General features: G+C 32.5%; 19 protein-coding genes. All 19 read left to right on the forward strand.

Features of this window, described 5'->3' with window-relative positions:
- Positions 1-3 precede the first annotated feature (3 nt).
- On the forward strand, positions 4-1,224 hold the full coding sequence (locus E4O01_RS00505) for a retropepsin-like aspartic protease (protein WP_253693150.1): 1,221 nt from the start codon (positions 4-6) through the stop codon (positions 1,222-1,224).
- 269 nt (positions 1,225-1,493) lie between these two features.
- Positions 1,494-1,694: a hypothetical protein gene (locus E4O01_RS00510; RefSeq protein WP_253693152.1), complete on the forward strand. Its 201-nt coding sequence runs from the start codon at positions 1,494-1,496 to the stop codon at positions 1,692-1,694.
- A gap of 73 nt (positions 1,695-1,767) precedes the next feature.
- A complete protein-coding gene (locus E4O01_RS00515; protein WP_253693154.1) occupies positions 1,768-3,057 on the forward strand; it encodes a S41 family peptidase in 1,290 nt (429 codons plus the stop codon).
- A gap of 320 nt (positions 3,058-3,377) precedes the next feature.
- Positions 3,378-3,500 (forward strand): hypothetical protein, encoded by a 123-nt coding sequence (locus tag E4O01_RS14645; protein ID WP_256484063.1) that lies wholly within the window; start codon positions 3,378-3,380, stop codon positions 3,498-3,500.
- Between the two features lie 230 nt (positions 3,501-3,730).
- On the forward strand, positions 3,731-5,071 hold the full coding sequence (locus E4O01_RS00520; protein ID WP_253693156.1) for a S41 family peptidase: 1,341 nt from the start codon (positions 3,731-3,733) through the stop codon (positions 5,069-5,071).
- 632 nt (positions 5,072-5,703) lie between these two features.
- Entirely contained in the window at positions 5,704-6,846 is a 1,143-nt protein-coding gene (locus tag E4O01_RS00525) for a hypothetical protein (protein ID WP_253693158.1), read from the forward strand.
- A 296-nt stretch (positions 6,847-7,142) separates the two neighbouring features.
- The gene (locus E4O01_RS00530; RefSeq protein WP_253693160.1) at positions 7,143-7,400 is read left to right on the forward strand and encodes a hypothetical protein; all 258 of its coding nucleotides are present in this window, start codon (positions 7,143-7,145) and stop codon (positions 7,398-7,400) included.
- A gap of 256 nt (positions 7,401-7,656) precedes the next feature.
- Positions 7,657-9,810, forward strand: coding sequence for a peptidase domain-containing ABC transporter (locus E4O01_RS00535; protein WP_253719303.1), 2,154 nt, complete (start codon positions 7,657-7,659; stop codon positions 9,808-9,810).
- The gene (locus tag E4O01_RS00540; protein ID WP_253693164.1) at positions 9,807-10,949 is read left to right on the forward strand and encodes an HlyD family secretion protein; all 1,143 of its coding nucleotides are present in this window, start codon (positions 9,807-9,809) and stop codon (positions 10,947-10,949) included. Before E4O01_RS00535 ends, E4O01_RS00540 begins: the two co-directional genes overlap by 4 nt.
- Positions 10,946-12,331, forward strand: coding sequence for a hypothetical protein (locus E4O01_RS00545; protein WP_253693166.1), 1,386 nt, complete (start codon positions 10,946-10,948; stop codon positions 12,329-12,331). Before E4O01_RS00540 ends, E4O01_RS00545 begins: the two co-directional genes overlap by 4 nt.
- A gap of 125 nt (positions 12,332-12,456) precedes the next feature.
- Entirely contained in the window at positions 12,457-12,633 is a 177-nt protein-coding gene (locus E4O01_RS00550; protein ID WP_253693168.1) for a hypothetical protein, read from the forward strand.
- A 73-nt stretch (positions 12,634-12,706) separates the two neighbouring features.
- Positions 12,707-13,984: a S41 family peptidase gene (locus tag E4O01_RS00555; protein WP_253693169.1), complete on the forward strand. Its 1,278-nt coding sequence runs from the start codon at positions 12,707-12,709 to the stop codon at positions 13,982-13,984.
- A 203-nt stretch (positions 13,985-14,187) separates the two neighbouring features.
- A complete protein-coding gene (locus E4O01_RS00560; RefSeq protein ID WP_253693171.1) occupies positions 14,188-14,481 on the forward strand; it encodes a hypothetical protein in 294 nt (97 codons plus the stop codon).
- A gap of 62 nt (positions 14,482-14,543) precedes the next feature.
- Positions 14,544-15,866, forward strand: coding sequence for a S41 family peptidase (locus E4O01_RS00565; RefSeq protein ID WP_253693173.1), 1,323 nt, complete (start codon positions 14,544-14,546; stop codon positions 15,864-15,866).
- Between the two features lie 214 nt (positions 15,867-16,080).
- Positions 16,081-17,406, forward strand: a complete 1,326-nt coding sequence (locus E4O01_RS00570; RefSeq protein ID WP_253693175.1) for a S41 family peptidase — start codon at positions 16,081-16,083, stop codon at positions 17,404-17,406.
- A 141-nt stretch (positions 17,407-17,547) separates the two neighbouring features.
- The gene (locus E4O01_RS00575; protein WP_253693177.1) at positions 17,548-18,723 is read left to right on the forward strand and encodes a DegT/DnrJ/EryC1/StrS family aminotransferase; all 1,176 of its coding nucleotides are present in this window, start codon (positions 17,548-17,550) and stop codon (positions 18,721-18,723) included.
- Positions 18,724-18,726: 3 nt separating this feature from the next.
- Positions 18,727-20,814, forward strand: coding sequence for a xanthine dehydrogenase family protein molybdopterin-binding subunit (locus E4O01_RS00580; protein WP_253693178.1), 2,088 nt, complete (start codon positions 18,727-18,729; stop codon positions 20,812-20,814).
- Complete coding sequence (locus E4O01_RS00585) at positions 20,804-21,283, forward strand: (2Fe-2S)-binding protein (RefSeq protein WP_253693180.1); 480 nt, start codon at positions 20,804-20,806, stop codon at positions 21,281-21,283. The genes E4O01_RS00580 and E4O01_RS00585 overlap by 11 nt, the downstream gene beginning before the upstream one ends.
- A 5-nt stretch (positions 21,284-21,288) precedes the next feature.
- Complete coding sequence (locus tag E4O01_RS00590; RefSeq protein ID WP_253693182.1) at positions 21,289-22,134, forward strand: FAD binding domain-containing protein; 846 nt, start codon at positions 21,289-21,291, stop codon at positions 22,132-22,134.
- Positions 22,135-22,142: the final 8 nt, after the last annotated feature.

A 22,142-nucleotide genomic window follows, 5' to 3' on the forward strand; every position in this document is an offset into this window, starting at 1 on the left:
TATATGATGAATACACCGAATGTTGGTAAGATACTAAAATTTTGCCGGAGATTTTCATTTTTTTTATTTGCTTTGATTTTATCTTCATGTAAGGTTTCCATTGAAGAAAATATTGATAATCAAGTAGAAGTACTTGAATTTGAAATACGGCCTATGGCTAGAATTGTTGTTCAGGCAAAACTTGGTAATGTTTCTTGTAACTTTATGATAGATACAGGATGTGATTCCTCGGTTCTCTCAGAAGAATTTGCAAATAGAATCGGTAAAAGTTTTTTGTTTCCTGCGATTATTAAGACATTTTCCGGGAGAGGGTTTAGTCTTGGAAGCAGATGGAAATCGAAAGATGTATTAAAAATAGGAAATTTTAATTTCGGAAAGTTACAATTTGTTATCGGTGAGCTTGATGATTTTATGTTAAAAAATATTCACGGAATAATCGGTACCGATATTTTACAAAAATGCATTTTAAACTTAGATTACTCAAAAGGAAAAGGATATCTTATCCCCCGATCAATTTTCAATGATAAAGAATATTCAAAATACGAGAAATTAAAAATAGATAAAAAAAGTTTGATGCCTGTCGAAATTGAAAATAAAAAATATAAGTTACTTGTAGATTCTGGTGCAGAAGGTATTTTTTTGGATATCGATAATAGAATAACTTTTAGCGATTCGGTTGTTGTAAAGAATATTGAATCTAAGTATGATACTATTATTTCTTCTATTAAAATTGATGGTAAATTATGCCGATCGCAAAAAGGAATTAAGATAAATAACATTCTTATTAATGATATTGTGTATCAGACATATAAATTATCTAAAAAATTTATATTTAATTCTGAAAGTATAATAGCAGGTATTGTATTTATATCCAAATTGGATTGGATTTTTGATTATCACAATAATTCGGTATATATTTTTAAACCGGACAATTTTACTTCCGATTTTAAAGAATATAAAATTAAAGAAGTAGTTTTATACCGCAAATTAAATGCTCTATGGTTAAAATGGGAAAATAACGAAAATCCTCTTATAGATATAACGGATATTAAAAGCAGTGATAAAATTATTGAAGTCAATGGAGTGTCTTTTAAAGACTGTATTGAAAAATTGGGCTATGAAAAAGGTTATGACGTTTTTTTATCGGGAATTGAAAGTTTAGATTTTAATTCTATTACCGTTATGCGGGAAGATAAAAAAGTTGTCCTAAACCGAAAAAAATAAGTATGAATATATTTTTTTACTTTTTAATTTAACCGCAAAGCTCGCCAAGGGCGCAAAGGAATTTTAAGGGGAAAAGTATGGATTATCATTAAGACAAACCTGCAGTTTTTCTTAATAATCTTTTCCCTTTGCGTTTTTTGCGGTTTAATAAAAATAAATAAAAATCCCAAATTTCCAAAATAAACACTTGACAAATAAATAAAGTATGCTATACTTAACATAATCTTAAATTCAAGTTTAGGTGTAGGAGCCTAAACAAAGGAGTTTACATGAAAGATTTATTGAACAATGGGTTTCAGCCTGTGTCGGAAACGGAGATGGTAATGGTAGAGGGAGGAAGCCCTAGCTCAGATCGCAATACAGAGCATGGCCCAGATCCATGGTTTGGTCACGATGGAGGAAGTCAATATCCAAAACAACCTAAAAAAGGTGGAGGAGGCGGTAATGGCAATTCATATTCCGACCGATAGGGGAATATGATTCAGCTAAAGGACTGCATAATCTTTTCTAGGCTATGTAGTCCTTTTTTATAGACATACTGCAATGAAAAAGAAAAAACTAATACTTAAAACCGTTGAGTTTTCTCTCGTATTATTATTTATTATAACGTCTCTTATCATCTCAAAAAAAAATGACACTGTATCGGGTTTTATTTCTGAAGAAAAAATGAAGGCTGATTATGAATATTTTTGGGATTTTATTTATAACGGTTATCCTTTTACTGAAGTTTGTGAACGCAAAGGAATTGATTTAAGCCAAATACGGCAGACAGGATATAGGTATTTATCGGATCCTATGATGCAGCATGGATATTATTTTTTCTATGATGATTTATGCAGAAAAATTACTAGAAACATATATATAGGACATCTTTATCCTTCCGACTATTTTGATTATAAAAATGCATTTAAAAAAACATCTTTGTCGGCTTTATATCTTGAACAATTACCTTTAATTGATAACTTTTATAATAAAATGCCTAAAACAGGTGCTTTTACCGACAAAAGCGATACGTTGTATGCAGGTAATCTTAAAAATATAAATCCTCCGTTGATAGGGGCTCGTAAGTATTCAAAACCATATATAAAGATAATAGATACTGGTCATATTGCATACATAAAAATAAATTCTTTTTATATAACAAATAGCAATGAAAAACAAGAATATCGTAAAATTGTAGATAAGTTTTTTATGGAAACGGCAGATTATAAACATATAATTATAGATATTACAAATAACGGAGGCGGTTACACTTCTAATTACGAAGTTTTAATAACTCCTAATTTAAAAGCCAATAAAGCAATTTTTACCTATTCATTATATAATGAAAATAAATATATATTACCTGTTTTAAATTATTGGCTAAAAAATGACCCGTCTACAGTAGAACTGATAGAAAAGTCTGAAGTACCGAATGTAGAAAACTGCGGGACAATAAAAAACGATAAGGCTGTAAAGATTAAAGATTCATTGGCATCTAAACCTATATTCGGATATAAACCTTGTGAAGATAAAAAGTTTTGGCTTTTAGTAAGCAGTGATTCGTATTCTGCAGCAGACCGTTTTACCGATATTTGTAAAAAGACGGGTTTTGCAACGGTAGTAGGAGATCGGACAGGAGGAGCAGGAGTAAACGGCTATTATCCTAGTTTTATAGTTTTACCCAATAGCGGCTTATTGATAAAGTTTGATTTTATGTACGGTTTAACCGAGGACGGTTATTGCACTGACGAGTTCGGTACAGCTCCCGATATTTATAATCTCCCCGGAAAGGATGCCTTAGAGACCTGCTTGGAAACTATAAAAAATTTAGGGGAGAGGACAAACTTTTGATGGAGCAAAAGTTTTTCTTCTCCCCTATAACCCCTCATCTTTTCAAAACGCCATTTAAGAGGGGAACATTTTTTAGCTCCCCTCTTAAAAATCTCCCCTGATTTAGAGGTATTGATTGTCATTAAGACAAACCTACGGTTTTTCTTAATAATCTTTTCCCTTGGTGTTCGCTGCGGTTTATTTAAAATAAATAAATATTGAGAATTTCTAAAAAAACACTTGACATATTGCAAAAGTATGGCACACTTAAAGTAAGGTCTTTTTAAAAGACTAAAAATATTTGAGTTTAGGTGTAGGAACCTAAACAAAGGAGTTGTTTTATGAAAGATTTATTGAACAAAGGGTTTCAGCCTGTGTCTGAAACGGAGATGGTAATGGTTGAGGGCGGCGGTCTTAATTATCTTGATTTTTGGTATTGGGATACAGAGGCTATTGAAAATTAGGATGGCACTATAACAAAAGAATGTAGAAATGCTCAACCTGTTGAGAGACGTGAATATCCTGAGGAAATTAAGATTGTATCAGGAATAATGCAAGCCCAAAAAATGTCAGGTTGCGGTTCAGGATGCTATGCATCTTGTTGTGTCAATAGTTTAAATGATTATTTTTAAATTAATTTAAATTCTGTCCTATAAAATTTTATAGGACAGTTTGTAATATTGCGAGTCTTTATATGAATAAAAGAACATTATTTACACTCATCACAGTTTTACTTCTTGCCGGAATTGCAGCTTGCGTTATCTTTATTTATTATATTCCATATCGAAAGGAATATGCTTTATATAAAGATACTTTTATGCCTAAACAAAAGATGCAAGATGATTTTGATTATGTTTGGGACTTTGTGGAAAACGGTTATCCTTTTAAAAATGTATGTATCAGAGCCGGAGCCGATTTACAAACCATTAAGGAGGAGTATACCAATCGTTTGCATGAACCGAAAAATGAATTTGAATATTATTTATTTTATCTTGGGCTTTTTAATAAAATTACAAAAGAAAAACAGGTGGGACATTTAAATATATATGATATGAGTTCTGTACATCCTGTTACAAAAAATGTGCAAAATACACGGTTTTATGATAATGATGCCGAGGTCAGGCAGTTTTATGAAAAAGCCTTTATGTGTTTGAATGATTTAAGCGGAATTCACATAAATAAATTGGAAGCCTTGCTTAAAAAATATAATGTTAATTTACCTATTGAAGATAGTGATAGAGAAAAAATTGATGAGAGTATGCTCATATCTAAAATTATTAAAGAGAAAAAAATAGCCTATATCGGTATAAAAAGTTTTTCTCCATATAACAAGGCCGAGTACATAAATCGTCTTTGTAATATGTTAAAATCTTTTGAAGGATATGAACATTTAATTATTGATGTACGTGAAAATATAGGCGGAGATAAGTATATTTGGTCTAAATATCTTGTTTCTCCTATAATTAAAGAAAGCGGTGAGCTTTATGCTAAAATAGTTTATGACAGTGAGAATGAATATTTTAAAAAATATGAATCAAATTTTCTGCAACGCAAAATGGGACAATCGGGAAATATTGAAAGTTTTCAATTTGCCGGACAAAATAAAGAAGATAAAGTCCTCTTTGATTCTATAATAAATTATGGTTTCGGTATTCACCCGGGAGATAATGATACTAATTTCACAATTAATTTTACCGGCCGGATTTGGCTTTTAATAAATGGAAAAACTCAGTCTGCAGCAGATCGGTTTGCTTATTTTGCAAAAGGAAAAAAAGGAAATGCTCAACCCTTTGCAACCTTAGTAGGAGAAAATACCGGCGGCATAGGCCTTAACCTATTGTCAAGCCGCTTATATTTGAAGCTTCCCGAAAGTAATATGCTGATACAAAGCGATATGACCTATGGGTTAAATCCTGACGGCTCTTGTCATGACGAAGTGGGAACTGCTCCCGATATTTATAATCTCCCCGGAAAGGATGCCTTAGAGACCTGCTTGGAAACTATAAAAAATTTAGGGGAGAGGACAAACTTTTGATGGAGCAAAAGTTTTTCTTCTCCCCTATAACCCCTCATCTTTTCAAAACGCCATTTAAGAGGGGAACATTTTTTAGCTCCCCTCTTAAAAATCTCCCCTGATTTAGAGGTATTGATTGTCATTAAGACAAACCTACGGTTTTTCTTAATAATCTTTTCCCTTTGCGTTCCTTGCGGTTTAATAAAAATAAATAAAAATCTCAAATTTCCAGAATTTCCAAAATAAACACTTGACAAATAAATAAAGTATGCTATACTTAACATAATACTAAATTTGAGTTTAGGTGTAGGAGCCTAAACAAAGGAGTTTACATGAAAGATTTATTGAACAATGGGTTTCAGCCTGTGTCTGAAACAGAGATGATGATGGTTGATGGCGGTTGTCCTTGTCCTTTCTGTCCTGGAGATGATTCTGATGGAGGTACACCGCTTCCTGTGCCGCCAGCACCTAACCCTCCGCAAGATCCGCCGGGTATTCGACTGCCTGGAGGTGTTATCATAGGACCTGTTAATCCGCCTAATGGTGGTATAGGTATTGGAATTACAATTCCTCTTCCTCCTCGTAGACGTAGGTAAAATCAGTTATCAAGCGGCTTATGAGTGATCTTATAAGCCGCTTTAGAGAGAATTATTATGAAAAAATCTTTAATTGCGCTTTTTTTTATTTTTACAAATCTTTTAATATTTGCTTCGGAAGTAATTGAAATCCCTTTTTATTATGATAACGAAAAAAAATCTATCTTTGTTTATGCGGAAATTGCAGGTAAAAAAGGGTATTTTTTATTTGATACCGGAACATTTGCATCTTTGATTTTTGATAAAAAAGAAAATTATAATAATTTTAAAGTTGTTGCTGAAAATTACAGTTTAATAATCGGCGGTGTGCAAGATTCCGTATCGGTATATTCCATTGATGATGTTGTACTTGCAGGTAATACTCTTAAAATAAATTCTTACTTTATGGTATCGGATAATCCAAATATGGGAAAGGATTATATCGGCATAATAGGGTTGAATGTTTTTAAAGATAAAATCTTTGAAATATCCATGACTGATTCGGTTATAAGAATTTATGATAAAAAACCTGATGAATATAAGGATTTTTTACCTATCCAAAACTATTCATCAGTTGAATTAAAAATATTTGTTCCGATTATAATTGACGGTAAGACCTATAATGCATTTGTTGATACCGGAGCCTCATACGGCGGATGTATACTTTTATCACCGGTTGCTCATAACATTAAAAAATCAAAACAGTTTAAAATAAAAACACTTTCGGGATATGATAGTTTTATAGTTGAAACTGAGGCTGTTGAGGTGATGGGGATAAAATTTAAAAATGAAGATTTTACTACTCACTCTATTGGTTTATCTGAAGATATAATCGGAATGGAATTTTTAGCATTATTCGATATGCTGTTTGATCTGCGCAATGAAAAAAAAGCCGTGTTTTATTATAGACCGCGTTATCCTTATGAATATTTTAATTTTTTTATAGGAAGCTCAGGCTTAGAAAATATAGGAATATATCATCTTGATATTTTCGATCAAAACAGTCTTATTGTAACTTCGCTTATAGAAAATTCTGCTGCATGGAAAGCAGGACTTAGACCGGGTACTATAATTACTCGGTTAAATTCAAAAGAGGTTTCGGAATACAGTATAGAGGGAATAAAAATATTGATAGGCGGGAGCAGTAACTTAAAAATAACGTATATCGATTCCAATGGTAAAGAAAAAAACGTTAAGGTAAAACCCAAGAAGATGTTGTAAAACTTATGGGGAAAAGACAAACTTCTGATGGAGAAAAAGTTTTTATCTGTTTAATTTAACCGCAAAGCTCGCCAAGGGCGCAAAGGAATTTTAAGGGGAAAAGTATGGATTATCATTAAGACAAACCTGCGGTTTTTCTTAATAATCTTTTCCCTTTGCGTTCCTTGCGGTTTAATAAAAATAAATAAAAATCTCAAATTTCCAAAATAAACACTTGACAAATAAATAAAGTATGCTATACTTAACATAATACTAAATTTAAGTTTAGGTGTAGGAGCCTAAACAAAGGAGTTTACATGAACAATTTATTAAGAAAAGGGTTTCAGCCTGTGTCTGAAACGGAGATGGTAATGGTTGATGGTGATGGAGTAGCTTCCGCAGTAGCAGGAGCCATTATTGGCGGAGCTATAGGAGGTTTTGTTGCATCATGCAGAATGGTTGGTCGGGCTTTCTCAGGTGGATCAATGGAAAATGCAGGGGAAGAAATTTTAACTTCAATGGCTGAAGGGGCTATAGGAGGAGCCATAAGTGGTGCTTTGATACCATCTATTTAAATATTTTACATGAAAAAATATTTTTTATATCTAAAAAAAGGCTTGAAATGGTCGATGCTAACTGTTGTTCTAATTCCGTTCATACATTATTTATTTGTAAATTCTTGGTATGACTGGAAGTGGTTTGCTCTTGCAATTCCCATATTTATACTACTCGGCGGTCCGTTGTATGTAGCTGCAGTTGAAAAGATAAATACTGCAAAAAAACACTAAATATGGATTCGGTTCAAACTACCATAATGTTTTTATATTAGATATGCGTTTAATCAGGCAATTTGACGGGACGGATTGCGGGGCGGCTTGTCTTGCTATGGTTGCATCCCATTACAAAGCAAAATACTCTGTAACATCGATCCGTGAAATTGCCGGAACCGATACGCACGGTACAAATCTTGCGGGGCTTGTAAAAGCGGGCGAGGCTATGGGCTTTTCGGTTCAAGTTTTAAAAGGCGATAAAGAAGCCATAAGTCAAGACCTGCCCCTTCCCTTTATTGTACATATAAAAAAATCTGAAGAAAAAAGAGAGTTTTTTCATTTTGTTGTTATAAAAAAAATAAAAAACAAAAAACTTACAATATACGATCCTTCCGGGGAAAAGAAAAAAATCGATATTGACGAGTTTGCAAAAACATGGACAGGTTATACTGTTTTTCTTAGTCCTTCAGCCGAATTTAAAATGCAGGACAATACCAAGGGATTTTTTGAACGCTTTGCACCTCTTTTAAAACCCTATATCCATGAGATAATTCAAATTATAATAGCATCTTTTTTATTGACCTTTTTCGGTATTATAAGTTCCCTTTATTTTAGATATATAATAGACGATGTAGTTTATTCAAAAGCTTTTACGTCTCTTACAAGCCTTTCTATAGGAATAATTATTTTAACTCTTTTTTCCTCAGGGCTTTCTGCGGTACGTTCCCATATTATTTTGTTTTTTTCGTTAAAAATGGATTACCATCTTATCTTTTCATATTTTAAACATGTATTTTCTCTTCCTATAAAATTTTTCGATACAAGAAAAACGGGCGAAATTCTTTCCCGTATAAATGATGCTCAAAAGGTACGTTCTGCCCTTTCCGGAACTGCCGTTTCGGTTGTCATTGATTCTTGTATGGTAATTATTGCAGGTGTAGTACTTTATTTTAAATCTTCATTTCTTTTTTGGATAGGTCTTATTACCGTGCCATTATCTTCTATTATAATATGGCTTTTTTCAAAAAAATTTGCAAAGGGCTACCGTGAGCTTATGGGACAATTATCCGAAGTACAGTCATACTTGGTTGAAGCCGTTTCAGGGGCGGCCTCATTAAAGGCCCTTAATGCAGAAGATTCCGTTTATGATGAATATGAAAAAAGAGAGGTAAAGGCCGTAAAAATAAACTATAGACTTGGAGTTTTAAGCAATATTCAATCTTTTTTAAATTCTATTTTAACGGGTTGGAGTTCAAATATTATTTTTTTTGTAGGGACTTATTTAATTTTAAAGGATCAATTTACCGTAGGACAGCTCATCTCATTCAATGCTCTTTTGAGCTTTTTTACAAGTCCTCTCCAAAGGCTTTTAACATTGCAGCCTAGTTTGCAGGAAGCCTTTGTTGCAGGAAGCCGATTGGGAGAAATTTTCGATTTAAAAAAAGAAATAGCCGATGAAGGGCATTGGATAAAACCTGAAAAAATTTTAGGTAACATCGAAATCAAAGATTTGATTTTTAGATATGGAACGCGTAATCCTGTTTTAAATAAGATATCTTTAAACATAAATGCAGGGGAAAGTATAGGTTTTGTCGGAGCATCAGGCTCGGGAAAAACAAGCCTTATTAAACTGCTTTTAAAATTTTATTCGCCTGAATCAGGCTCAATAAAAATTGACGGACATAATATTGAAGATATAGATACAAAAGCTCTCCGTGCAAAAATAGGCTATGTGCCTCAAGATATCTTTTTATTTTCCGGAACCATTGCACAAAATATTTCTCTTCATGATGACAATGCTTCTATTGAAGATATTATAAGGGTCTCGATGGAGACGGGAGTGCATTCTTTTGTCGAAAACCTGCCTGAAAGATATAATACGGTCCTTGCAGAAAGAGGTGCAAGCCTTTCAGGCGGAGAAAGACAGCGCATAGCTCTTGCCCGCGCCCTTATATCGGATCCTGACCTTTTAATCTTTGATGAAGCTACAAGTAATCTTGATACAATATCCGAAAAACAAATTCACGGTATAATCGAAAATATAAAAATAAAAAAAGTAACCACTATTATGATTGCGCATAGACTTACAACCGTAAAAAATTGCGATAAAATTTTTGTAATGCAAAACGGTACAATTGCAGAAGAAGGTAATCACTCATCTCTTTTAGAAAAAAAAGGCTTATACTATAAGCTGTGGAATGGAGATGTTCTATGAGAGTAAAGGATTTGGAAACGATTAAAAATAGAATTCTTTTTTTTGAGTACAGGCTTCCGATAGTTTATACATGCTTTATTTATATAATTTTATCCGTCTTTATAATTAGTCTTTTGTGGATATGTTTTGCAGAAATGGATCAGACGGTAAAGGCGGCCGGTGTCTTACGGTTAAAAACAAATACCTCAATAGGCAAGGCGGCTTATTCCGGCACGGTAAAATCAAAGAAATTTAAATCCGGTTCTAAAATAAAGAAAGGGGATATTCTTTTGATTTTGGAAACTGCCGATATTGAAGAAGATAAGACTAATACCGAAAACGAAATACATCGGTTAAACAAAGAAATTAATAATCTTCTTTTATATGAAAAGGCTGTTCATTCGGATAAAAATAATATTTCTTTGGAACAAGCCATAGCTAAGGCCAGAGCCGAAATATATTTTGCAAAAAAAGAAAAGTTAAGAATTTTTTATGAAGAGGCAAAAGAAGAATATGCTCACGAAAAAGGATTGCCTTCTTCGATGAAAACAAAAAAATCGTTAAGTTCTCTTTTTGATAAATTTAAGATTGCAGAATTGGATTATAAAACTTTTAGTGCGCAAGAAATAATAAACATAGAAACCGAAAAAAATCTACTTACACAAAAACTTGAATCTGCTAAAAAAACTTTAACCCGTCTTAATAAAGAAATATACGAAAGTAAAATAATATCGCCTCTTAACGGCACAGTAGAAGAATTGATTAGAATAAACGAAGGGGATTATATATTTGCAGGTACGGAAATACTTCGTATTATTCCCGATATGATAGAAGAATTAAAAGCCGAGTTGATAATATCAGATAAGGATATAGCCGAATTAAAAACCGGTATGGAGGTAAATTTAAAATTTACGGCTCTCCCGCCTTCCGAATACGGTGTTTTAAAGGGTATAATTACAAATATTTCCAATGACAGCTTTAATAATCAAAATACTCCCTCATTTTTTTTAGTCGATGCCGATATTCTTTCTTCTTCTTTAAAAAATAATGAGCAAAAGGAAGTTAAGTTAAAACCCGGAATGAGTACCGAAGCCCGTATTATAATAAAACGTAAAACAATTATAAAATTTATCTTAGAAAAACTGGACTTTGTTAAATGAAACGTATTGGTTTAATATTGTTGTTTTTGATTTTCCCATATTTACTTTTTACTGAAAGCCGTGATTGGGAAGAATTTTTTAATGAACGGCTTTCATATTCTTTATCAGCCTCCTTAAAAGATATCGAATTAAAAAAGATAGAACTTTTGGAATATAAAGAAAAAACAAAATGGATACCCTCTCTTTCTTTTGATTTTCCAAAACTATTTGCATGGAAAAATATTCCTGTAGAACTTACTAATACAAATTCTTTAATTAAGAAAAAATATGCTGATGTTTTTAGCGGTAAGTATTCTCTATTGTTAAATCAAGCCTTGCCCTCAGCCGGAAATATTTTATTTTCATTTAATTTTAATTATGAGAACTTATTACAAAGTAAAGAATTTAAACATAGCCCTTCTTTTGCGATTCGATTTACTCAGCCCATAACTAAATATAGTTTCGGTTTTATAAATGAAGCAAAAAAAATAAAGTTTTTAAAAAGCTCGGTTAAAGAAAAAAGATTTGCACTCTATGCCGATTTTATTAAAACATTTTTAAAATCGGCTTTAAATATCGAAGTTTTAAGTGCAGAATCGGAATACTTAAAAAATAATTATCTTTATGCAGCAGAACAATATTCTGCAGCCGAAGCTGAGTTTAAAAAAGAAAGATTTAAAAAAAGTGAATTATTAAAGGTAAAACAAAAGATGATTGAAGCAAAACAAGAATACGATTTAAATCTAAATTCTTTAAATAGATTAAAAGAAGAGTTTGTCTTAAATTATAATTATGAGTACTCTTTAATGAATGAACAAGATCCTTCTTCTCTTATTATTTTTTTGGAACCCCTTTTTTTTGATTCGTATATTTTTGATGTACAAAATATCGAATATGAAATATTTTTATTAAACACGGAAAAAGAGCAAGCCCATATTAAAAATGCTCCCCGCTTTAGTATAGGTTTTTCAGTTGAGCCTAATCCCTTAAAAAACAGGCTTTACTCTTATGCCGGCTCGTGGCAAAACCTTAAAAAAGCTGAATGGCTTCCTGAATTTTTTGCTTCCTTTTCTTGGACTCCCGATTATACTCTTACACAAAAAAAAGAAATAGATTTGATCGATTTAAAAATATCTTATGCAAAAAATAAACTCAAAGCTTTAAAAGAAAAAAAAGAAATTAAAAATAAAACTAAAATCTTACGGGTAAAAAATCTAAAAGAAGATTTAAATATCCTTTCCGAAAATTTATATCTTTATTTTGAATTAAATGAAGAATATAAAAAACTTTATAAAGATGTAGCCGTAACAAAGCTTAATTTGTTGGAACACACCGTAAACTATTCCCGTCAAAAACTTTTAAAATTTAAAAAACTTAAAGACCTGATTTTTGAAATCTTTTAAAAAGTGTAAATTTATGTAAAAAACACTTGACATATTACAAAAGCATGGTAGAATTAAGGTAAGGTTTTTTTAAAATACTAAAAATATTTAGGTTTAGGTGTAAAAATCTAAACAAAGGAGTTTTTATGAAAGATTTATTAAACAATGGGTTTCAGCCTGTGTCTGAAACAGAAATGATGATGGTTGAGGGTGGAGGAGGTGCTTCAGATATGGTAATAGATGGTGATCATCCTGGAGCTCAAAGACCGGCACCTCCTCCACCTCCATCAGGAGGCAGAGGTAATTCATATTCCAATCAATAGGATAATATGATTCAGCGAAAGGACTGCATGACGTTTTTTTAGGTTGTGTAGTCCTTTTTATCGGCATCCTACAATGAAAAAGAAAAAATTAATATTCCGAACTATAGTATTTATTTTTGTTTTTGTATATGTTGCAATAGCTCTTAGTGTATCAAAGAAAAATGATACAATATCCGGTTTTATTTCTGTCGAAAAAATGAAGGCTGATTATGAATATTTTTGGGATTTTATTTATAAGGGTTATCCTTTTAGTGAAGTGTGTGACCGAAAAGGTATAGATTTAAAAGAAATACAACAAGCGGGATATAGATATTTATCGGATCCTATGATGCAGCATTCTTATTATTTTTTTTATGGTGATTTATGCAGAAAAATTACCGGTAATCGATATATGGGACATCTTTATCCTTCCGATTATTTTGATTATAAGAAAATATTTAAGCAGAGCACAGCTCAGGTTCCATTGCGTGAGCAAGAAGCTTTGATAGATAATTTTTATGCTTTAATGCCTAAAACAGGTGCTTTTGCCGATAAAGAAGATATGCTGTATGCAGGTAATTTTAAAAATATAAATCCTCCGTTGATGAGGAATCGTAAGTATTCAAAACCATATATAAAGATAATAAATACTGATTATATTGCATACATAAAAATTAACTCCTTTCTTATAACGGAAGGGGAAGAAAAACAAGAATACCTAAAAGTTTTAAAAGATTTTTTTATTGAAACTGCCGATTACAAACATATTATTATAGACATACAAAATAACGGAGGCGGGTACACCGATAACTATGAAGCAATAATATCTCCAAATATAGAGGAAAATCTGACAATAGTTTCTTATGGTCTTTATAACCTAAATAAATATAATGATATTTATTTAGATATGTTTTTGAACTATAACGATGTGAAAAAGATAGAAAAGCATGAAGTTCCAAATATAGAAAACTGCGGTAGCGTAAAAAATGATAAGGCTTATAAATTAAAAAATGTAATTTTTTCTCGTCCTATTAAGGGATGTAAACCTTGTGAAAATAAGAAGTTTTGGCTTTTAGTAAGCAGTGATTCATATTCAGGAGCGGATCGTTTTGCTGATGTTTGTAAAAGAACAGGATTTGCTACAGTGATCGGGACTAATACGGGAGGAGCCGGAACAAATGGTGAATCGCCTATGTATATTGCTCTCCCCAACAGCGGCTTATTGATAAAGTTTGATTTTATGTACGGTTTAACCGAGGATGGGTATTGCGCTGACGAATTCGGCACCGCTCCCGATATTTATAATCTCCCCGGTAAAGATGCTTTAGAAACTTGCTTGGAAGCTATAAAAAACTTAGAACAGAAGAACTAGTTTTTACCGTTTAATTTAACCGCCAAACGTTGAGCTTATGAGATATTTGCGTTCCTTGCGGTTTAATAAAAATAAATAAAAATCTACAAATTTATGTGAAAAAACTTGACATATTATAAAAGCATGGTAGAATTAAGGTAAGTTTTTTTTAAAAGACTAAAAATATTTAGGTTTAGGTGTAAAATCTAAACAAAGGAGTTTTTATGAAAAAATTATTGAACAATGGGTTTCAGCCTGTGTCTGAAACAGAGATGATGATGGTTGAGGGAGGATACCGAAATGCTTCGGCTGCTTGTGGTAAAGGCTTTGATGTGCCATCTTTCAGTGGCAAAAAAAAGATTGATCAGTATGATCAATTAAAAAATGAAAATACTGATGAACCTTATATGTCACCTGAAGTTAGATTGACAATGTTTATTATGGAATTTCAACGTAAAAGTGGAGGATCATCAGGAAGATTAGATATGTGCATAAGTAGTTTAAATGATTATTTTTAAGCTATTTTAAATTCAGCCCTATAAGATTTTATAGGGCTGTTTTGAATGTTGAGAAATTTTACATGAATAAAAAAACATTGTTTACACTTATCACTATTTTATTTTTTGTTGGAATTGCAGCTTACATTGTCTTTGTATATCTTCCTTATCAAAAGGACTATGCTTTATACAAAGATACTTTTATGTCCAAACAAAAGATGCAAAATGATTTTTATTATGTTTGGGATTTTATTGAAAACGGTTATCCTTTTAAAAATGTATGTATCAGAGCAGGAGCAGATTTAAAAGCTATCAAGGAAGAGTATGCAAATCGTCTGCATGAGCCTAAAAATGAGTTTGAATATTATTTATTTTATTCAAGTCTATTTAATAAAATAACATCTAAAAAAGAAATAGGGCATTTATCGGTATATAATATCAATTTGTTGAAGCCTTATACTAACAAAGTTCAATATACAAAAGTTTATGATAATGATGAACAAGTAAATAAATTTTATTCACATGTAATAGATATTATGTTTAAATCGCTTGATAATCAAAATATAAAAGAGTTGGCGGAGAAATATAATTTGGATATTGATACGGATAAACGAAGTTTTGTAGAAGCGGATTTCGATATGATAGCAAGCAGGATTATAGTAAAAAATAAAATCGGGTATATAAATATAAAAAGCTTTTTCCCTTATGGTGTAGATAAATATACCGAAAGACTTGTTAAAATATTAAAATCATTTGAGACTTTTGAGCATTTAATTATTGATCTACGTGGAAATAATGGCGGATATTCTGAAATCTGGCAAAATTTTATTGTTGCTCCAATTGTCAAGAGACAATTAGTATATTATAGTACCGCTGTATTTAATAGTACAAATAAATTTATAAAAATATTAAATAGTAGATTAAAATTTAAATTAGAAAAATCTATATTGGGCGAGTATAGTGAAGTAAAATTTCATATAATCAATGAAAAAGATAAAAATGATTTTGATTCTATCGTTGAATATGTTCATAGAATAAAATTATCGGAACATAAAGTTTTTTTTACCGGAAAGATATGGTTGTTGATTGATCGAGATACAATATCTGCTGCTTCACATTTTGCATATTATTCTAAACTTATGAGTACAGGAATATTTAAAGAATTTGCAACAGTTGTAGGTGAAAATACTGGAGGACAAGGCCTTAATGGATTTCCTTCAATGAGATTATATTTAAAACTTCCTGAAAGCCATATGCTGATACAAAGCGACATGACTTACGGACTCAACCCGGATGGTTCTTGTCATGATGAAACAGGCACAGCCCCTGATATTTATAATCTCCCCGGTAAAGATGCTTTAGAGACTTGTTTGGAAACTATAAAAAACTTAGAGCAAAAAAACTAGTTTTTATCTGTTTAATTTAACCGCAAAGCATTGAGCTTATGCTCAACTTCGCGAAGGGCGCAAAGGAATTTTAAGGTAGCTTTTATAAGCAATATTTTAATTAGTCTTTGCGGTCTTTGCGTTCCTTGCGGTTTATTTTTATAAAGCCCTTGATTTATTGCAGAGTTGTGATATAATTAAAATAGAATTCGGTAAAGGAGGTAAAATAAATATTATGAAAAAATTAATATTCCGAACTGTAGTATCTGTTCTTGTTTTGGTGTTTGTTATAACAGCTCTTATTGTATCAAAGAAAAATGACACTGTATTTGGTTTTATTTCTGAAGAAAAAATGAAGGCTGATTATGAATATTTCTGGGATTTTATTTATAACGGCTATCCTTTTACTGAAGTATGTGAACGCAAAGGTGCAGATTTGGAGCAAATACGGCAAGAAGGATATAAATACTTATCTGATCCCATGATGCAATATTCTTATTATTTTTTTTATAAAGATTTGTGCAGAAAAATTACGGGAAATAAATATCTGGGGCATCTTTATCCTTCCGATTATTTTGATTATTACTTCAATTATTATTTTAATTATAAAACAATACTTAAAAATGATTCAGCTCAAAATCCATTAATTAAGAAAGAGACTTTGATAGATAACTTTTATTATCATATATATCAGGCAGATGCTATTAGTGATAAAGACTATATGGTGTATGCGAGAACCTCTAGTGATAGGATTGCTCCGTTAATAGGAACACGTACATATTCAAAGCCGTTTATACAGATTATCGAGACCGGCCGTATTGCATATATAGAAATCAAATCTTTTTTTACAACGGGAGTAGAAGAACAACAAACGTATCTAAAAACTTTAGAAGATTTTTTTATTGAAACGGCAAACTATAAACATATAATAATAGATATACGAAATAATGGAGGCGGCCGTTCAGAAAATTATGAAGCGATAATATCTCCGCATATAAAAAAGGATATGAATATAGTTTCTTACGGCCTTTATAGCGAAAATAAATATACGGATACTTATTTGGATATAAATTATATGGGAATAGAAAAGATTGAAAAATACGAAGTTCCTAATATAAAAAACAGCATCACTATAAAAAATGATAAAGCTTATAAATTAAAAAATGTAATTTCTTCTCGCCCAATTATGGGGTATGAACCCTGTGAAGATAAAAAATTTTGGCTTCTTGTTGATAGCGGTGTATATTCTGAAGCGGATAGATTTGCTTATGTGTGCAAAGCAACAGGTTTTGCTACTGTGGTTGGAACTAATACGGGCGGAGCCGGAACAAACGCCAATTTGCCTGCGTACACTGTTCTTCCCAACAGCGGTTTATTGATAAAGTTTGATCCTCTATATGGTTTAACTGATGACGGCCGTTGTGCCGATGAATTCGGCAATACTCCGGATATCTATAATATCCCCGGTAAAAGTGCCCTTGGAACCTGCTTGGAAGAAATAAAAAAATTAGGGGGAGATGAAACTTTTGATGGAGCAAAAGTTTCATCTCCCCTAATATAGCGGTATGGATTATCATTAAGACAAACCTGCGGTTTATTTTCCGGGGTCAAGCTTAACTGCGAAAAAAGGTGTCTTATTGCATAATTCTTAAAATTTTAGTATACTTTGCTGTTGATTTTATGCGGCAAAGGACTAAGATTTATGAAAGATGCTCCGGCTAAAAAAATAATTCCTTTTTTTACTCCTTCTTTTTCTGAAGCAGAAGAAAAAGCTTTGATGAGGGTAATGCATTCCGGATGGCTTACTACAGGAAAGGAAACACTTGATTTTGAAAAAGAGTTTGCTGCTTTTACAGGAAGTAAATATGCTCTTGCCGTAAATTCCGCTTCAAGCGGACTTATGCTTGCAATGGATGCCTGCGGTATAAAAAAAGGGAGCAAAATACTTACAAGTCCTTACACCTTTATTTCGACTGCAACTTCAGCCTTACATTTGGGAGGAGATGTGGTTTATGCCGACATCGAAAAAAAATCTTACAATATAGACCCTGAAAAAATCGAAGATATACTAAAAAAAGATAAGAGTGTTAAGGCTATTGTTCCTATTCATATTGCGGGGAATGTCTGCAATATGAGGGCTATAAATGAACTTGCAAACAAATATTCCGTTGCGGTCATTGAAGATGCAGCTCATGCTTTTCCTTCAAAGACCGAAGCCGGTTATGCCGGTACTCTCGGCACCTGCGGTGTTTTTTCTTTTTATGCGACAAAGACAATTACAACAGGCGAAGGCGGAATAATTTGCACCAATGATGAAAAAATTGCAGAGCGTATAAAACTTATGCGTTCTCACGGTATAAACCGCACTATCTGGGACAGGTATACCGACACAAAGGCTTCATGGAAATATGATGTTACAGCCGAAGGCTGGAAGTGCAATTTGCCCGATATTCTTTCTGCAATAGGAAGAGTTCAGCTTAAAAAAGCTCAGAGTTTTTTTGAACAACGTAAAAAAATCACCGAAAAATATAATGCTGCATTTGCCGGAAATGATTCTTTTATTCTTCCGCCCGATGGACAGGGGAATGCTTGGCATCTTTATATTTTGCGGTTAAATCTTGAATCTTTAAAAATAGGAAGAGATGAATTTGTTTCTGCTTTGCAGGAAAACGGGTTGGGAATTTCGATGCACTTTATTCCTCATTTTGAGATGACATACATTAAAGAAAGATACGGTTTAAATAGTTCCGATTTTCCGGAGTCGAATAAAAAATATTTGCAAAGTTTAAGTTTACCGTTATATCCTTCAATGAGTGAAGATGATAGCGATTATGTTATTGAGACCGTGATTAAACTTGCAAAATTGAATAGGCGCTAATTTATGGATAAAACTTTTGTTTCAGATTTGGAATTTGAAAATCAGGAATGGGCTCGTCTTATCAGAGCTTCCGATGTAGATGCTAAAATTATCGATATAGAAGTTCCGGAACTTCCCGAAGGTTTTTTATTTTTTTCTGCGAAGGATATTGCAGGAAAAAATTCGGTACGTTTTTTAAAAACCGAAATACCTGTATTTGCAGACGAAAAAATTGAATACGCAGGTCAGGCTGTGGGTATTTTGACGGGGCCCGATAAAAAAAAGCTTTTAGAACTTTCGGCTTTTTTTAAAATAAAAACTCAAGGCCTTTCGCGTCCTAAAGCTCAATTTACTTTTGAAGAAGAAGAAAAAAATTATTTTGATTATCCCATAATTTCCAGAGAAAGTTTAGGTTCAGGAAATGCTGAAGAAGTTTTTGAAAAAAACTCACAGGTGGTGTACTCTACTTTTTCTTTTAAACAAAGATATCATTATCATGCTGAAACAGCTTGCGTTAAAACAAACTGGGCTGATGATCGGCTTGAAATTCATCTTGCAACTCAATGGCCCTATCAGGTATTGAATTCGGTTTGTGAGGTGCTGAATGTATCGAAAGAAAAAATAAATGTCGTATCTCATGCAGAAGCAGAATCGCTTGATGGAAGAATTTGGTTTCCGTCTTTACTTGCTGCTCAAGCTGCTGCAGCATCGTTTTTGACCAAAAAAAATATAGTGATAGAATTTTCACGGCAAGAAGATTTTTTATATACGCCAAAAACACCGATTGTTTTGATTCAACATAAGACTGCAGTTTCCGAAACGGGAAAAATTATTGCAATGGATGTTTCAATAATTGTAGATGCAGGTTCTTTTAATCCTTTTATAACTCAAATGCTTAAACAGATGGTTGTAACTGCAGCAGGTATTTATCATCTTCCGGTTTATATGATTAGTGCAGTTGCAATAAAAACCGAACGCGGATTAACGGGTTTGTTTTCCGGATGGGGAGATTCTTATGTAACTTCTGCTTTAGAAAAACATATAAACGAAATTGTAGAACAGTTAGACTTATGTCCGATTCAGTTTAGACTTCAAAATAATTTAAAACTTGGGCAAAAAACAATTACAGGAATAAAAAAAGAAGAAAATTTTATTTTTGAAAATATATTAAAAGCGGTTTGCAATACCAGTGATTTTTATAGAAAATTTTATGCTTATAGATTGATGAATAAAGGAAGAAAAAACCGCTATGACGGAAACTGGCGCGGAATTGGAATTGCGGTAGGCTGCCAATATAACGGACTGAATATTCTTGTAAAATCAGGGATGAATTATAGTGCAGAAATAACGTTAACAAAGGATGATAAGGTATTGGTAAAAGTTGAACCTACTTCCGAAGGTTTAAAACGTATTTTAAAAAAACAAATTGCAAAAGAACTTGAGGTTGAAGAAAATCAAATTATTTTTTTCGGAACCTCAACGGATGAAATGAATGCTGCAGGTGCTGCAACAGCTTCTTGCGGAATTAGTATTTTACCCGATTTAATTGCAAAATGTTGTACGGGAGTAAAAAATCAACGTTTTAGAAAACCCCTTCCGATTACGGTAAGCCGAACTTATAAACTTTCCCGCTCAAAAGATTGGGATAACGAAACCTTAACAGGTCATCCCTTTATTTCCGAAACTCCCGGTGCTTGTGTTATTGAGTTAGAACTTGATCCGAGTACTTATCAAATTGATATAAGAGGTATTTGGTTTGCCTGCGATCCCGGAAAAATATATTCTAAAAAAATGGTACACAGAAATATTCATAAGAGTATTGCAAATGCAGTTTCAAATATTTCTATAGAAGAGATTAGAGAAAAAAATCTTCTTCCTTCCAATTATAAAATAATCAAAACCGGCGAAATACCTCCGATAAGAGATTTTATTTTGGACAGCGAATTAAAAACCCGAGGCTTGGGAGAGTTGGCTGAAGGATTGGTTCCGGCGGCCTATATTTCTGCGTTAAATCAGATTATGCTGAATCATAAGAGGATAGACTTTTTGCCTGTATTCACGGAAGATATTTTTAATGCCGTTACAAAGAGTGAGGTCGTAGATGAAGATTAGTTTTAATTTAAATAAAACGGCAGTTCAAATTGAAGCTCCTGCAAATGAACGCCTTTTGTCCGTATTAAGGAGAGAGTTTAATCTTTTAAGTTTAAAAAGTTCATGTTTAAGCGGGCAGTGCGGCTCTTGTACCGTTTTGATGAACGATAAACCCGTTCCTGCGTGTTTTATTCCTGTTTTTAAAGTTGAAGGAAAAAATATAATAACTTTGGAATATTTTAAAACAACTGAAGACTATAAAATAATTTCAACTGGTTTTGATCAGGCCGGTGTTGAAATGTGCGGATTTTGTGATGCAGGAAAAATATTTTTTACATATGCAATTTTGAATTCAAATATCGATATTGATGCTGCCGATGCAGAAAGCATTATAAGAAAATATTATTCGAGCACTATGTGCCGATGTACAAGTTTTGAAGATTTATTTTCGGCTATCGAAAAAATAGCTAAAAATCAACGGAGAAAATAGAACTTATGACCGAATTAACAAAGAATAGTATTGTGTACAGGGTGCGCCATATGCAGGAAATGCAGGCTATCTTAAAGAACATTTCAAATATAACACCTATTGCCGGTGCAACGGGCTTTTTAAATTATCAAACCGATGAAATAATTGATTTACCTGCCCATGTATTGGATTTGAATTTTTTACCCGAATTAAAAGTTATTTCAAAAACCGAACGTTACTTTGAATTCGGTGCTGCCGTTACATTAAATGAAATTTTGGATTTGGGTAAAAAGAATATTCCGCCTTCTTTGTACTATTCTATCGAAAAAATAGCAAACAATGCTATCCGTTCTCTTGCAACTATCGGCGGCAATATTGCAACTGCAAATCCTCTTGCCGGAACTTTTTTACCTATGCTTGCTCTTGATGCAAAACTTGAAATCAGAACAGCAGAAGATATTGAGTGGGTTCCCTTTGCAAAATATATCGACAAGACTTATGCAGAAAAAAGAGAAGAGCAATATATTATCAGCCGTATTAGAATTCCGAATGAGACATGGACTAAAAGTTTTTATACCAGATTAGGTTCTACGGGATATATCGGCAGCGATACGGCGTCTTTTTTATTTTTAATTCTTGTTCAAAAAAATATATTGTCTGATATGAGGCTGTTTTTTGCTTCAGATAAACTTATACGGAATAAAGAATTCGATAACCTGCTTTTGGGAAGAGACCTTCCGCTTTCGCAGGCAGATGTTCCGGTAATTATGCAAAAAGCAAGGCAAATCTTTACCCCGGAAGAATTTTCTTCCGAGTTTCATCTTTCTTGTTTTTTTAATTTACTTGAAGATAATTTGTATAATCTTACATAAATCGGGTC

The organism is Treponema sp. OMZ 790 (assembly GCF_024181285.1).
Taxonomy (GTDB): Bacteria; Spirochaetota; Spirochaetia; order Treponematales; family Treponemataceae; genus Treponema_B.

Bases quoted from the DNA above. Each gene is read 5' to 3' on its own strand.
- E4O01_RS00505 (WP_253693150.1), top strand. From the start codon at position 4: ATGATGAATACACCGAATGTTGGTAAGATACTAAAATTTTGCCGGAGA.
- E4O01_RS00510 (WP_253693152.1), top strand. From the start codon at position 1,494: ATGAAAGATTTATTGAACAATGGGTTTCAGCCTGTGTCGGAAACGGAG.
- E4O01_RS00515 (WP_253693154.1), top strand. From the start codon at position 1,768: ATGAAAAAGAAAAAACTAATACTTAAAACCGTTGAGTTTTCTCTCGTA.
- E4O01_RS14645 (WP_256484063.1), top strand. From the start codon at position 3,378: ATGAAAGATTTATTGAACAAAGGGTTTCAGCCTGTGTCTGAAACGGAG.
- E4O01_RS00520 (WP_253693156.1), top strand. From the start codon at position 3,731: ATGAATAAAAGAACATTATTTACACTCATCACAGTTTTACTTCTTGCC.
- E4O01_RS00525 (WP_253693158.1), top strand. From the start codon at position 5,704: ATGAAAAAATCTTTAATTGCGCTTTTTTTTATTTTTACAAATCTTTTA.
- E4O01_RS00530 (WP_253693160.1), top strand. From the start codon at position 7,143: ATGAACAATTTATTAAGAAAAGGGTTTCAGCCTGTGTCTGAAACGGAG.
- E4O01_RS00535 (WP_253719303.1), top strand. From the start codon at position 7,657: ATGCGTTTAATCAGGCAATTTGACGGGACGGATTGCGGGGCGGCTTGT.
- E4O01_RS00540 (WP_253693164.1), top strand. From the start codon at position 9,807: ATGAGAGTAAAGGATTTGGAAACGATTAAAAATAGAATTCTTTTTTTT.
- E4O01_RS00545 (WP_253693166.1), top strand. From the start codon at position 10,946: ATGAAACGTATTGGTTTAATATTGTTGTTTTTGATTTTCCCATATTTA.
- E4O01_RS00550 (WP_253693168.1), top strand. From the start codon at position 12,457: ATGAAAGATTTATTAAACAATGGGTTTCAGCCTGTGTCTGAAACAGAA.
- E4O01_RS00555 (WP_253693169.1), top strand. From the start codon at position 12,707: ATGAAAAAGAAAAAATTAATATTCCGAACTATAGTATTTATTTTTGTT.
- E4O01_RS00560 (WP_253693171.1), top strand. From the start codon at position 14,188: ATGAAAAAATTATTGAACAATGGGTTTCAGCCTGTGTCTGAAACAGAG.
- E4O01_RS00565 (WP_253693173.1), top strand. From the start codon at position 14,544: ATGAATAAAAAAACATTGTTTACACTTATCACTATTTTATTTTTTGTT.
- E4O01_RS00570 (WP_253693175.1), top strand. From the start codon at position 16,081: ATGAAAAAATTAATATTCCGAACTGTAGTATCTGTTCTTGTTTTGGTG.
- E4O01_RS00575 (WP_253693177.1), top strand. From the start codon at position 17,548: ATGAAAGATGCTCCGGCTAAAAAAATAATTCCTTTTTTTACTCCTTCT.
- E4O01_RS00580 (WP_253693178.1), top strand. From the start codon at position 18,727: ATGGATAAAACTTTTGTTTCAGATTTGGAATTTGAAAATCAGGAATGG.
- E4O01_RS00585 (WP_253693180.1), top strand. From the start codon at position 20,804: ATGAAGATTAGTTTTAATTTAAATAAAACGGCAGTTCAAATTGAAGCT.
- E4O01_RS00590 (WP_253693182.1), top strand. From the start codon at position 21,289: ATGACCGAATTAACAAAGAATAGTATTGTGTACAGGGTGCGCCATATG.